Below are 12,710 nucleotides of genomic sequence, written 5' to 3' on the forward strand. Positions count from 1 at the left end.
GTGCCCTACGGTGCTGAGGTTATCGAACAAATCGAGCGGGATCACAGACGGATCGGCCGCCTGCTTCAAGCCATCGACAATGGCCGCTGGTGGAGTGCCGACGAGCCTGGGCGAGCCAGTCTCGAGACGATCAGAGGCGCGGCAATGCAGATCCATGAAGCGACGATGCTGATTGAGCGCTTGCTCAGCGGTATCGGCACGAGCTCCACGCGTGACCCGAATTCTTTGGCGTCGTTACCGGTAGCCATGGCCATTCCTGGTCCCTGAACCTCGTTCGCGCAAGGAACGTACGTGCGTGGGTCCAGTGCCCCGCATATCAGGGTGTCAAGGCCATGGCCCCCTTCCGCGGCTCCGTCGGCCGCGGTCCGAGAGGGTCCCTCGGAGCACCCGCGTTCGCATCCCGGCGGCGAAGAGCCAGCAACGCAGCACAGAGGGTTGGCTGGATGACGGATCGTCCGATCGAGCTTGACGAACGGCGCGGCATGGCCGCCCAGAAGGCGACGAAGGTGCGCCGCAGGCGAGCTGCGGTGAAAGCGCAACGTGCGGGCCTCGTCGCGCGCCAGCACGACCTGGAAGCCCACCTGTTCGCGGCCGAGGCGACGACATGGCCGGAGGCCGCCGACAAGGCGAAGTATCTGCTCGAAAGGTTTGCCGCGACGCTCTCGTGCGATGATCCTCGCTTGCAGAGCATGGTCACCGCCGTGTTGTCCGACTTCGCGCGTCTGTCGGGGCCGACCAAGCCCGAGGCGCAAGACCCGCAGGCTCCCAACATCTGACCGGAGAAGTCCAGATGACTAGCGATCGAACTCGTGGAAACCGTGAAGCCAAGAAGCCGAAGAAGGAAACCCCGAAAGTCATCGCGGCGGCACCGAGCACGAAGGGCCAGGTCGTGGCGAACGGCAAGCCCGGCGTGAAACGGTAGCCCGTCCGGGCTCGAACGACCGGCTGAGTGCCTTGCCGTCCCGTGGTGGCGGCAGGCGGCCGATACCCGATAGCCGGCTTTCGAGCCGGAGGTGAGCGTGGCCGTCACGCTGCCATCCGGGCTGCGACATCGAACCCATGCAGCGATGGTCCGACGATCGCCTCGGTCTCACGAAGTGGCGCGTCGGCGAGCGGGGACATCCCGCTCCTCGATCGCGATACAGGCTTGGCACCCGATCTCGCCCAAGCGGCTACGGACCATCGGTGCCGATCCATCGCGCGAAGCCAATGGCGTGTCGTCATGGTTTCCGCCCGCCTCTTGCCCGGCTGCGCACATCATGACGAACTCCTGTCGACCATTCAGCGCCTTTGCGGTTTCGATCTGCCGTTGATGCTCAGATCGCCTCCGCTTGGGTCAAAGGGAACGACGGGACCGCCGCAGCCCGTGCAGATCGAGGCACCGAGCTTGTTCATGCGCTCGTCGCGCCTGCGGTCGGCCTCCCTTCTTTTTCTCGCGCGGTCTTCGATTTTCGCGGGATCCAATTTGACCTTGGAAGCGGCTTCATCGACGGATCGCTCGGTGGAGTGCCCAGAACCGGTCCCGGCACCGGGCGGGCGCGCTCCGGCGCTCGACCAGGTGCTGGAGAGGACAGCCGCGCAGATCAGCGTGGCCAGAAACACCACTGCATTATTTTGACGGTTCATCGAGGGACCTTCTAAAAACCCACTCTATCATGTTTTGACATGAAAGGGTGCCGGCTGGATTCCGACGCCGTCGCGGGTTTCGGCCCATGGGGACCACGACGCCCAAATGCCTGCCACCACCGCGAATGCCGCGATGGGAGAGAGCGACCGACCGCTGCCCTGCCGGGGGCCGGTTGTGGCTTCGATGATCACGTTCCGGTCCGGCGAACGGAAAAGCTCTTCGTTCGTGCTGTACAGATCGCCCATTCGTGTCATGGATCGTTCGAGTGCAGCCACGTGAACCGGAGACGCGAGCCGACCCGCGTTCAGGGAGAGCGCGACCCTGCCGTCCCTCTGGAGACACGCGATGCGCATCCACGTCGGCTGTGAAATGACCTACGACTTCGTGCAGGACACGCCGGTCGTCACGATGCTCAACGTCCACGCGTCGCGGTTCTCCGATCTTGAGCGACCGGATTATCTGCTGACGGTGCCGGCAGTGCCCCTGGAAGGTTATCGGGACACGTTCGGGAACTGGTGCAACCGGCTCGTCGCGCCAGCCGGGCGTTTCACGCTCAAGACCGACACGGTCGTCCGCGACCACGGCAACGGGGACATGACCGACACGGTCGCACGGCAGGAGGAGGTGCGCAGCCTGCCCGTCGACACGCTGCTCTACCTGCTCGGGAGCCGGTACTGCGAGACCGATCGCCTGTCGCAAACCGCCTGGGACCTGTTCGGCGCCATGGCACCGGGATGGGCGCGGGTGCAGGCGATCTGCGACTACGTTCACGATCGCATCGCCTTCGGCTACGAGCATTCCCGGCCCACCCGGACGGCGCTGGAGGCCTTCGAGGAACGTCGCGGTGTCTGTCGCGACTACGCCCATCTCGCGATCGCGTTCTGCCGCTGCCTCAACATCCCGGCTCGCTACTGCACCGGTTACGTCAGCGACATCGGTCTGCCGTTGCCGCATGCTCCGGGAGATTTCGCGGCCTGGATGGAGGTCTTCCTGGGCGGCCGCTGGCACACCTTCGATCCGCGCAACAACAGCTCGCGAATCGGCAGAATCCTGATCGCCTACGGACGCGACGCCGCCGACGTGCCCCTGACGCTCACGTTCGGGCCGAACACCCTCGTGGATTTCCGGGTGACGACCGAGGAGGCGACGCCGCTCACGACATGAGACGATCCGGCCCGGCTCGCGGGCTCGCGCAGGTCGCCCCTTGGTCACGGGGCGGCTTGCAGGTCTGCGCTGCGTTTCGGGGCCGGATCAATCCTGCATCGCGGCGGGTTGACGCCGTGCCGCATCTGCCGCGGTGCGGAGCGAGACATGATCAACCTGTTGCTGTCCTCGATGATGCTCGCGATCGAAGCCCAGAAGGTCGTCGAGCTGCGAATGGTCCGGCTGGCCTGGGGCGGTCCCGAGGGGTGGGCCGAGGCTCAGTCCATGGTGACGGAGAAAGTCTCGGCGGCCGGCGAGGCGATGGTGACGCTCTCGTCCGGCGGGTCGCCCGAGATGGTGGTCGCCCGCTACCGCGAGCACGTGGCGGCGAACACCAAGCGGCTCGCGGCGCCATGACCGCCTCGGGAGTGTCCGCTTCAGAAGTGACCGCAACGAGCGTCGCGATGAACGCGCAGCGCCTGGTGGAGACCGAGCACCGACTGGCCCTCGCCGATCGCGCGTGGCGGGCCGAGGTGCAGCGGCTCCATGGGCCCGACGGCGTCCTGCTCCACGGCTACGGCCCCCTCGGCAGGGGTGAGCCAGGGACGCCGCAGCGTATGGCGTACGAGGCCCGACGAGCCGCCGTAGCGGCTTGGCGGCAGGTCAGGGCCCGCGGGATCTCCGCGGCATGATCGTCGGACGAACTCGAACGCTCGCTTTTCCACCGGTATCGGTCGCCGTGCGAACGAGCCGGGCAAGGTCACCTGGGGACCGGCGGACGGCCGGACCTCGGGTAGCTGACCGCCGGACGGTCGTCCGTGGAATCTCCAGGGATGTATCCTGACACCCTCTCTCGGCGTATGCCGCGTCCTCCGGTACTCCCGACATACCGTTCGCGAGCACCCACGAGGGACCGGAAGGACCGCCGCCGTGCCGGGCGGCGGTCTCCACCGGCCCCAAGGAACCTGGACCCTCCGCGATGACCGAACCCGCAACGCGCCGGACGCCCGGCAAGGAGCCCCGGATCTCGACCGGCGTGCCCGGTCTCGACGACGTTCTCTGCGGCGGCCTGACCCCGAGCCGGCTCTATCTGCTGGAGGGCACCCCGGGCACGGGCAAGACCACCATCGCGCTCCAGTTCCTCCGCGAGGGGGCGGCCCGCGGTGAACGGGCGCTCTACGTCACCCTGTCCGAGACCTCGGACGAACTCCGCGCCGCCGCCGCGACGCACGGATGGTCGCTCGACGGCATCGACCTCTACGAGCTCGTCGACGAGATGGGCCTCGATCCCGACAGCGAGCAATCGATCCTGCATCCCTCCGAGCTCGAACTCGGCGAGACCGTCAAGGACGTCATTGCCCGCGTCGGCGAGACGAAGCCCGACAGGGTCGTGTTCGACAGTCTCTCGGAGCTGCGCCTGCTCGCTCAGAACCCGCTGCGCTACCGGCGTCAGATCCTGGCGCTCAAGCGGTTCTTCGCCAAGCGCGCCTGCACGGTGCTGCTGCTCGACGACAAGACCTCGGAGACGGGGGATGTCCAGCTGCACAGCATCGCGCACGGCGTGATCTCCCTGGACCAGATGGCGCGCGAATACGGGTCCGAGCGGCGACGGCTGCGGATCGTGAAGATGCGCGGCATCAAGTTCAGCGGCGGCCACCACGACTTCGCCCTGGAGACCGGCGGCATCCGGGTGTTCCCGCGCCTGATCGCGTCCGAGCACCACGCGGCCTTCGACCCGGTGGCCAAGTCCACCGGGTCGGCCGAGCTCGACCTGCTGCTCGGTGGCGGCCTCGTACCCGGAACCAACATGCTCCTGCTTGGGCCCTCCGGCGTCGGCAAGACCACGACCGCGGTCCGGTGCATGAAAGCGGCGCTGGAGCGCGGCGAGACGGCGACCTACTACCTGTTCGATGAGGGACTCGCGACCCTGATGACCCGGGCGGCCACGCTCGGCATGGATCTCAGACCGCATGTCGAATCCGGGCGGCTGACCATCACCCAGATCGACCCCGCCGAGGTTTCGCCGGGCGAGTTCGCCACCATGGCCAGGGAGGCGGTCGAGAAGCGCGGGTCGTCGGTCGTCGTCATCGACAGCCTCAACGCCTACCTGCACGCGATGCCGGGCGAGGAATTCCTGGTCCTGCAGATGCACGAGTTGCTGAGCTACTTCAACCAGCAGGGCATCACCACCCTGCTGGTCCTCGGCCAGCACGGCGTCGTCGGCGAGGTCCGGACGGATGTCGACCTGAGCTATCTCAGCGACGGCATCCTGCTGTTCCGGTTCTTCGAGGCTCAGGGCATGGTTCGCACCGCCCTCTCGGTGATGAAGAGCCGGGTCAACGCGCATGAGCGCACCATCCGCGAGCTGAAGCTATCCGAGGGCGGCCTCGAGGTCGGCCAGGCGCTCGAGGACTTCGAAGGGGTGCTCACGGGCTTGCCGGCCTACCGGGGCAAGGTGGCGATGCTGACGGGTCAGGCTCCGGCGGGTGGCGAGGCGTGAGCATGCCGGTCGCGCACGAGGAACGCATCCTGATCCTGGCGCCGCGGGGGCGCGATGCCGCAGTGATCGGGCAGGTGCTCGCCGGGACCGGCACGCCCGCACAAGCCTGTCCCAACCTGACGGGCTGGCTCGACGGCCTGCGGGACGGCGCTGGTGCCGCCCTCGTCACCGAGGAGGCGCTGGAAGGTGACCTCACCGACCTGTTCGCGTGGCTCGATGCGCAACCGGCCTGGTCGGATTTCCCCTTCATCGTGCTGGCGACCCGCCAGGCCGGCCGCCGCTCCGAGCGTGCGTCGCAGCGGCTCGCCCGGCTCGCCAATGTCGTGCTGCTCGAGCGCCCGGTGAATGCCGAGACGCTCGTCAGCGCCGCGGCCTCCGCCCTTCGGGCGCGCCGCCGCCAGTACCAGGCTCGTGAGCATCTCCTGGAGCGCGAGCGGGCTCAAGCGCAGCTCCGGCTCGCCAACGAGGATCTCGAGCGGCGCGTGGCCGAGCGCACGCGGGAGGTCGAGACCGCTCACGAGACCCTCGCCTTCGCCCTCGACGCCGCCGGCATGGCGTCCTGGGACCTCGATGACCGCACCGGCGCGGCGCGGCGCTCGCCCCGCTTCGACGCCGTCTTTGGGTACGGCGAGGCAGGCCCGCACTGGGACAGAGAGAGCCTGATCGCGCACGTCGTCGAGGAGGACCGCGACATCGCCGAGCGCGCTTTCGCGGCGACCCGCGAGACCGGCACGCTCGACCTCGAGTGCCGCATCCGGCGCGCCGACGGACAGGTGCGCTGGATCGCGCTCAGGGGCCGAGTCCGCGACGAGGGCGATACGGCGACGCGGATCGCCGGCATCCTGATGGACCGCACCGACCAGCGCTTCACCGAGGAGGCTCTGCGCCAAGCCCAGAAAATGGAAGCGATCGGGCAGCTCACCGGCGGCGTGGCGCACGACTTCAACAACCTGCTCACCGTCATCGTCGGCGGGCTCGACATGATGCTGCGTCGGCCCGAGCAGGTCGAGCGCGTGAAGCGCCTGGCCGAGGCGGCCATGGGCGCGGCAAGGCGCGGCGAGCAGCTGACCCAGCAGCTTCTCGCCTTCTCCCGGCGCCAGATGCTGCGGCCGCAGACGCTCAACCCGAACCGGCTGCTCCTGGACTTCAAGCCACTCGCCGAGCGGGCGGCCGGCGGAGCCGTCGAGCTGGCCTTCGACCTCGATCCCGCGATTGATCCGATCCGCATCGATCCGGCCCAATTCGAAGCGGCGGTGCTCAACCTCGTCGTCAACGCGCGCGATGCGATGGAGGGACGGGACGGCCCCGCCCGCATCGCCGTGACGAGCCGGAACATCCACCTCGGTACCTCGGCCGTCGCCGACAAGGGGGTGCCGCCCGGTCCCTACGTGACGGTGTCGGTCACGGACACCGGCAGCGGCATCCCGTCCGACGCGCTCCCGCGCGTGTTCGAGCCCTTCTTCACCACGAAGGAGGTCGGCAAGGGAACAGGGTTGGGATTGAGCCAGGTCTACGGCTTCACGCGCAGCGCCAACGGCTTCGCACGCATCGAGTCCGAGGTCGGGCGGGGCACGACGGTCAGCCTGTGTTTCCCACGCTCGACCGATCCAGCCGGCGAGGAGCCTGGGACCGGGCCGGTCAGCGCCCTTCCGCTCCGCCGAGCCGGCGCGGGCGAGACGGTGCTGCTCGTGGAGGACGACGAGCCAGTGCTCGCCATGGCTGTCGAGAGCCTCGAGGAGCTGCGGTACCGGGTGGTCGTCGCACGCAACGCCGCGGAGGCGCTGGAGCACCTCAGGGGGGTGGAGCGCATCGACATCCTGTTCTCGGACGTGGTGATGCCAGGCGGCATGAACGGCTCGCAGCTCGCCGTCGAGGCGCAACGGCTCCGTCCCGGCATCAAGGTCCTGCTCACTTCGGGCTATGTCGCCAATCTCGACGAGGGGCAGGTCATCGGGCGCGGCGAGCTGCCGGTGCTGAGCAAGCCCTATCGCCGCGACGAACTCGCCCGCTCGCTCCGGCTGGTGCTTGGCGGCGAAAGACGCTGAAGGCGTCACCAATGACGATCCGGTGCCAGCCTTCGGAGATGCCTCCACGATCGTCATCCAATTATTTTCCGATGAATTATATTTTTATGTGAAAGACCGTAAAATAATCAAACTATCGGATGAAGCCATGGCTCATCGGTAAATCCGTACTTAGACAACGCAACAAAAATAGTCAAACATGTCTGAAAAAAGATCAGCCTGATCTCATCACCGGCGTCTTCTTGATCAAAAATGAGCTACAGCCTCGACATATCGATCGGCATATGATCGTCAATGCTCCGTGATCGCGCCAGGATAGGTAGTAAAATTTGGGCTAATCCTCACCAATGACGTTACAGCGCAATTCAACGCAGCCCTTTGCTTTCGATAGGCTACCGAGCTCGTATGACGACACCGATCGGCGGGGAGATCGGCCTCGGCGCGAAGAGGCCCGACGAGGCAGAGGGTACAATCCTGGCATCTTATGTCGAAGCGGACAGCTGCGCGATGAGGCCACCTTTGCAAGATTTCGTATTACAAACCGAACGCGCAAAAAGTTTTTTCTCTGCGCCCTTGCTAATTCGCCTGATCCGAACCATATGAGACGAGTTGATCATTGGCCGGATTGCCGGGCTTTTCGTTCCGCTTACCCCGGGCGTCCGCTCTGTTATTCTCTCCAGATCTGCCGATAGTTGGAGCTTTAGCGACGCTGTGGCGCGCTGAGTTCATGCATGCACCTGGGAAATATGGAGATGACGATGAGCATCGGCACCGTGAAATGGTTCAACGTGCAAAAGGGTTTCGGCTTCATTCAGCCGGATGATGGCACCAAGGATGTCTTTGTCCACATCTCAGCAGTCGAGCGGGCTGGCATGCAGACCCTTACCGATGGACAGAAACTCTCCTACGAAATGGAAACCGATCGCCGCAGCGGCAAGCAGTCTGCCGGCAATCTGCAGTCGGCATAAAATTCACTACATTGGGGTGAGGACATATCTGTCCTCACTTTCATTGCTTAAACTTAAGGTGTCGGTAGCTTTTTAAGCGAAAAAGCGGCGTAAATTTTGAGAAAATCTATAATTCGTTCTTTGCGTTGTAGCAATCAAGCTGTCGCCGCTTCTCGGCAATCGATACTCGCAATAGGTTGGCGACCAGCGTCGCGGCGTCAACTATCCGATCGCACCTACTGCGATCACTCGGTCCACGAACCGCACTGACACGCCTCAAACCGGTTTTTGTCCCCAATCCGATCCCTCGTCAGGAACCGAGCCTGAGCCATGGGCAAATGCAATGAAGCGCCTCTGGGTGAAAGGCTGGGTTCCGCCTCCGCGGCACGCCAGACCTTGCAAGCCTGGTTTCAGGCGGGGGGCGCCAAGAACGACCTGGCCTCTGCGGACAGGCAAGCCGAACGGCGGGCTATCTTCGCAGCGAGAGCTATTCGTCTGACCGAGCGAGAGACAGAACGAGCTGCTTGAAAAGTAACTCGGATTATCCAGTAGGCTAGAGCAGAAGCCCAGCAAGTGCGTGAGCGCGAGCTTGCGGCGCCTGAGGAAATGCTGCGTGCTGCCGATGCCGCAGTCGCTAAAGTTAAGCTGTGTGCCAAGCAGCAGGCCGCGCGAGATGCCCGCAAGGCGCAAGCTCAGATGTGGTTGCAATGCATTTTGGCGGAACTAGCAGATCTTCCCGATCATGAATAAAGGATCAAGCCACGTGTCCCATAAATTCAAACTGCGCCAACAAGTCCGCATGGTTCAAGGCGGCTTCTCCGACAGGTTGACGAGCAGCGGAGATACTTTCGAAATTGTGCAGCTCATGCCAGAGGATCGGAGTGGGGAGGCGTCGTACCGTATCCGATCTCGTATGGGAGATCGCGCTGTCAGAGAAAGTGAGATTGCCGCTATTTTCTAGTGAATCAAGCCGGCGATGCGGTAGATCATAGCGTTTATAATATATAACTTATCGGGAGAAAATTTTCATGGCAAAGAATTTCATCACTGGTTCAGCGCGCAGTCCTTCCAATGAAGAATTTCGTCGGCGCATTGAAAAATTAACGGAAATGCCCTCATACGCTGGGCTTCCGACAAATAAGCATAGGCAAAAATCCTGGAAAAAGCCATTTGCATGGCAGCCGCGGGAGCGTCCTTTGGACGGCACCGGATAAGCAATTTAACATATCCTGAAAAATAGATGGCATATTTGTCCTTCTACCCTGCAAGCGCCGTGGTGAAGCTCACCATGCTCTGAAAGTATTCCCATGCCCACTCAGCGCGTCGATGCCTCCCCTGTCGCAACAGGGGCACTCGGCCTCGACACCATTCTGGGGGGCGGCTTCGCGGCCAACCGTGCCCACCTGGTCGAGGGGCGGCCGGGCTCAGGCAAGACCACGCTCGCGCTGCAATTCCTCCGCGACGGGGCGCGGCTCGGCGAGCGCTGCCTCTACATCACCCTCTCGGAGAGCCGGCGCGAGCTCGCCTCCGTCGCCTCCCGCCACGGCTGGTCGCTCGACGGCATCGAGATCTTCGAGCTGGTGCCGCCCGAGCTCAGCCTCGACCCGCGCCAGCAGCAGAGCCTCGTCCATTCCTCCGACCTCGAGCTCGGCGAGACCGTGCGGCTCGCCATCGCGGAGATCGACCGGGTCAAGCCGCAACGGGTGGTGTTCGACAGCCTGTCGGAGATCCGCCTGCTCTCGCAGAGCTCCCTACGCTACCGCCGCCAAGTGCTGGCTTTGCGCAGCTATCTCCTCATCCACGACACCACCGCGCTCCTCCTCGACGACCTCACCGTCGACCAGGACGACCTCAACTTGCACAATCTCTGCCACGCGGTGATCCAGCTCGAACAGCTTGTCCCCCTCTATGGCGGCGAGCGCCGGCGCCTGCGGGTGATCAAGATGCGCGGTACGCATATCCGCGGCGGCTACCACGACTTCGTCATCCGTCGCGGCGGCCTCTCGGTGTTCCCGCGCTTGGTCGCGGCCGAGCACGGCCATCCCTATGAGGTCGACCGCCTCAGCAGCGGTAATAGCGCCCTCGACGCGATGCTCGGCGGCGGACTCGACCGAGGCACCAGTACGATGCTTCTCGGCCCCTCCGGCGTCGGCAAGTCGTCGACCGCGCTCGCCTACGTGACGGCGGCGCTGGCGCGGGGCGAGCGCGGGCTCATCCTGAGCTTCGACGAGCCGACAGGGATCCTGATGCGCCGGGCTGCCGGTCTCGGTATGGACATCGCGGATGCGGTCGCGGAGGGGCGCCTGCGGGTCGAGCAGATCGACCCGGCGGAGGTTTCGCCGGGCGAGCTCGCCGCCATGGTGAGCGACGCTGTCGAGCGCGAGGGCGTGCGGCTCGTGCTGATCGACTCGCTCACCGGCTATCAGAACGCGATGCCGGACGAGCAGTACCTACTGCCTCATATGCACGAGATCCTGACCTACCTGAACCAGCAGAGGGTGACGACGCTACTCATGTTGGTCCAGCACGGCTTGGTGGGACAGATTTCGGCCGCGATTGATCCTACCTACCTTGCTGACACCCTACTTTTGTTTCGGTTCTTCGAGGCGGATGGGCACTTGCGCCGGGCGGTGTCGGTGATCAAGAAGAGGATCGGACCGCACGACGACACCATCCGGGAATTCTGGATTGATGCTGATGGACTTCACGTCGGCAGACAACTCGTAGATGCATTGTGGCAGTGAGCGTATGTTCGTTGTCACTTCTATAGACTCTTATTATCAGTATAAAAATATATATTGCTTCGAACATAATTTAAGATATCGAAATCATACAACTGATACGTGGCGCTAATATATCGTATAATGATCCTATTAAATTGATTTTATCTGCCAAATCTGTTTGAAATATACATAATTCTTTCATTGAATATTTTTATGCGCAAATGAATGTCTGGTAAAAATGAACACCGGACGTTCCCAATCTGAAAGCGAATGTCCGCAAGGGGTCAACAGCATGGATTGCGCGAGCACCACCAGACGGCAGATGGCCCCGGCCAGTCATCACCCCGAGCGAGAACACGTCGCGCTTCGTCCCGAAGCACAGAGCCCTGCGGAGGGCGTCGCGCCAACCCATGCCGGTCTGGTGCGCGTAGCCGGTCAAGGCGGCGGTCATGGTGTATAGCCACCACCGCTCCTCCGGCTTGAGGCCGAGCCAGTTCCTGATGGCGACGTCGCATTGCTCGATTGACACGTCGTCCTGCTCGATGGCCCAGACGAGGACGAGAAGTTCCTTACCCAGGAGGCGCTGTACGCCGTCGTTGCCTTGCGCCCAGGATCCGGAGCGCTTGCGCTCGGCCTTCAGGCGCCTGTTGAACTCGGAGCGGACCTCGCCCGAGATGGCGTCCCACTTGGAGCGCGAGGCCGAGGCATCAAAGGCTTCGTCGGAGGAAGCGCGACGGGCGGCGGTCGTCGCGAGTGACGTAGCCGAGGCTCCGCGCGACGCAGGTGGTTGCCCCTACGCATCGTTGGGCGGCGGGACGAGCATGGCAACGCGCTCAAGGACACGGGCGCGTGCCGCGTCGTACGCCGCCTGCCCGGCTTTCTGTCCGCCGCACCGAACCAGGCCCGCCACATTGATGACTTCGCTTACCGAGACCGTGGGCCGGCCGATGGCGAGCGGACCAGCCGGGGAACGGCGGATCGCGCCCATCTTGATAAGGGCTCTCGCCAGGTCCTCGTCGACTGTGAAGGCCCGGGCAAACATGTCGAGGTGCGCCCGCAGCCGGCCGAGCTCGTCCCGGACGGCATAGAGCTCCGCGCGCAGCCGGGCGGCCTCGTTCTCGACGCCCTTGCGCTCGGCCCGCAGCGTCGCGACCTCGGCCCGCAGCGCATCGAGCTCGGCGATGCGGGCGAGTTCGGCCTCGCGATGCTCCTCGCGCCACCGGCGCGCGCGGTCGGCGGCGGCGACGCGGCGGCGTGCGGCGGCGGTGGTCTCGCGGTCGGTGGGATGGGGCTCGGTCATGCCAGTAGGATGCCGGCGCGAGCAGCAAGCCACCAGGGCCGGTTCGAGGATCGGATGGCCTGTCCCGAGGCACGGCCGGTTCACACGGTTCGCAGAGGGAAAACGCCCATTTTACACGATTCGTAACGGGGAACGCCTCCCCCGGCCCCGCAGGGGCCATAGAGGGAGGTCGCGGTCGATCAGCCCCGGGTTGATGCCGAAACCCGACATGGGCCTGGAAGGCGCAGGGAAGCCCTCCTGGCCGGGGGGTTCGCGTCACCCCTGTAGGACACGGGCGTTCGCCGGTGAGGCGCGTAGCCCCCGTTTCTGTGCCACCTACAGGCAAGTATTGGGTTCCGGTTCTGGCGTTAATCATGGACGTTCGAGGGCCGTTGACCTTCTCGTGGTCGAGGTCAATCCTTGCCGTGCCCGTAGTCGGGCTGTCGCTCCTGAACATCCCCCAAACC

General features: G+C 64.5%; 13 protein-coding genes and 1 pseudogene. 10 read left to right on the plus strand and 4 right to left on the minus strand.

The genetic code is table 11. The annotated features are described in order from the left end of the window. Complete coding sequence (locus EU555_RS11185) at positions 1-267, plus strand: hypothetical protein (RefSeq protein ID WP_135414725.1); 267 nt, start codon at positions 1-3, stop codon at positions 265-267. A 176-nt stretch (positions 268-443) separates the two neighbouring features. Further along, positions 444-776, plus strand: coding sequence for a hypothetical protein (locus EU555_RS11190; protein WP_135414726.1), 333 nt, complete (start codon positions 444-446; stop codon positions 774-776). A gap of 505 nt (positions 777-1,281) precedes the next feature. On the opposite strand, the gene EU555_RS11195 is transcribed toward EU555_RS11190, so the two are convergent. Then, positions 1,282-1,626, minus strand: coding sequence for a hypothetical protein (locus tag EU555_RS11195; protein WP_135414727.1), 345 nt, complete (start codon positions 1,624-1,626; stop codon positions 1,282-1,284). Positions 1,627-1,653: 27 nt separating this feature from the next. Then, positions 1,654-1,872, minus strand: a complete 219-nt coding sequence (locus tag EU555_RS11200; RefSeq protein WP_135414728.1) for a hypothetical protein — start codon at positions 1,870-1,872, stop codon at positions 1,654-1,656. Between the two features lie 100 nt (positions 1,873-1,972). Between EU555_RS11200 and EU555_RS11205 the strand changes: the two genes are divergently transcribed. From EU555_RS11205 to EU555_RS11240, 8 genes are all read left to right on the plus strand, one after another. After that, on the plus strand, positions 1,973-2,791 hold the full coding sequence (locus EU555_RS11205; protein WP_135414729.1) for a transglutaminase-like domain-containing protein: 819 nt from the start codon (positions 1,973-1,975) through the stop codon (positions 2,789-2,791). A gap of 147 nt (positions 2,792-2,938) precedes the next feature. Beyond that, complete coding sequence (locus EU555_RS11210; RefSeq protein WP_048435260.1) at positions 2,939-3,187, plus strand: hypothetical protein; 249 nt, start codon at positions 2,939-2,941, stop codon at positions 3,185-3,187. 562 nt (positions 3,188-3,749) lie between these two features. Further along, a complete protein-coding gene (locus EU555_RS11220; protein WP_135414731.1) occupies positions 3,750-5,270 on the plus strand; it encodes an ATPase domain-containing protein in 1,521 nt (506 codons plus the stop codon). 2 nt (positions 5,271-5,272) lie between these two features. Beyond that, positions 5,273-7,315 (plus strand): ATP-binding protein, encoded by a 2,043-nt coding sequence (locus EU555_RS11225; protein ID WP_205820884.1) that lies wholly within the window; start codon positions 5,273-5,275, stop codon positions 7,313-7,315. 737 nt (positions 7,316-8,052) lie between these two features. Further along, positions 8,053-8,262: a cold-shock protein gene (locus EU555_RS11230; protein ID WP_135414733.1), complete on the plus strand. Its 210-nt coding sequence runs from the start codon at positions 8,053-8,055 to the stop codon at positions 8,260-8,262. A 309-nt stretch (positions 8,263-8,571) separates the two neighbouring features. Beyond that, entirely contained in the window at positions 8,572-8,769 is a 198-nt protein-coding gene (locus EU555_RS37700; RefSeq protein ID WP_355291264.1) for a DUF6481 family protein, read from the plus strand. Between the two features lie 45 nt (positions 8,770-8,814). After that, on the plus strand, positions 8,815-8,991 hold the full coding sequence (locus EU555_RS36105; RefSeq protein ID WP_167858512.1) for a hypothetical protein: 177 nt from the start codon (positions 8,815-8,817) through the stop codon (positions 8,989-8,991). Between the two features lie 557 nt (positions 8,992-9,548). Beyond that, a complete protein-coding gene (locus EU555_RS11240) occupies positions 9,549-10,985 on the plus strand; it encodes an ATPase domain-containing protein (RefSeq protein WP_135414734.1) in 1,437 nt (478 codons plus the stop codon). A 190-nt stretch (positions 10,986-11,175) separates the two neighbouring features. Here EU555_RS11240 and EU555_RS11245 read toward each other — a convergent pair. Continuing rightward, positions 11,176-11,685: pseudogene (locus tag EU555_RS11245) on the minus strand (DUF3780 domain-containing protein); the annotation flags it as partial. Between the two features lie 72 nt (positions 11,686-11,757). After that, the gene (locus EU555_RS11250) at positions 11,758-12,264 is read right to left on the minus strand and encodes a hypothetical protein (protein WP_135414735.1); all 507 of its coding nucleotides are present in this window, start codon (positions 12,262-12,264) and stop codon (positions 11,758-11,760) included. Between the last annotated feature and the right edge of the window lie 446 nt (positions 12,265-12,710).

Origin of the sequence: Methylobacterium nonmethylotrophicum, from assembly GCF_004745635.1 — a bacterium.
GTDB lineage: Bacteria > Pseudomonadota > Alphaproteobacteria > Rhizobiales > Beijerinckiaceae > Methylobacterium > Methylobacterium nonmethylotrophicum.

Bases quoted from the DNA above. Each gene is read 5' to 3' on its own strand.
- EU555_RS11190 (WP_135414726.1), top strand. From the start codon at position 444: ATGACGGATCGTCCGATCGAGCTTGACGAACGGCGCGGCATGGCCGCC.
- EU555_RS11195 (WP_135414727.1), bottom strand. From the start codon at position 1,626: ATGAACCGTCAAAATAATGCAGTGGTGTTTCTGGCCACGCTGATCTGC.
- EU555_RS11200 (WP_135414728.1), bottom strand. From the start codon at position 1,872: ATGGGCGATCTGTACAGCACGAACGAAGAGCTTTTCCGTTCGCCGGAC.
- EU555_RS11205 (WP_135414729.1), top strand. From the start codon at position 1,973: ATGCGCATCCACGTCGGCTGTGAAATGACCTACGACTTCGTGCAGGAC.
- EU555_RS11210 (WP_048435260.1), top strand. From the start codon at position 2,939: ATGATCAACCTGTTGCTGTCCTCGATGATGCTCGCGATCGAAGCCCAG.
- EU555_RS11220 (WP_135414731.1), top strand. From the start codon at position 3,750: ATGACCGAACCCGCAACGCGCCGGACGCCCGGCAAGGAGCCCCGGATC.
- EU555_RS11225 (WP_205820884.1), top strand. From the start codon at position 5,273: ATGCCGGTCGCGCACGAGGAACGCATCCTGATCCTGGCGCCGCGGGGG.
- EU555_RS11230 (WP_135414733.1), top strand. From the start codon at position 8,053: ATGAGCATCGGCACCGTGAAATGGTTCAACGTGCAAAAGGGTTTCGGC.
- EU555_RS37700 (WP_355291264.1), top strand. From the start codon at position 8,572: ATGGGCAAATGCAATGAAGCGCCTCTGGGTGAAAGGCTGGGTTCCGCC.
- EU555_RS11240 (WP_135414734.1), top strand. From the start codon at position 9,549: ATGCCCACTCAGCGCGTCGATGCCTCCCCTGTCGCAACAGGGGCACTC.
- EU555_RS11250 (WP_135414735.1), bottom strand. From the start codon at position 12,264: ATGACCGAGCCCCATCCCACCGACCGCGAGACCACCGCCGCCGCACGC.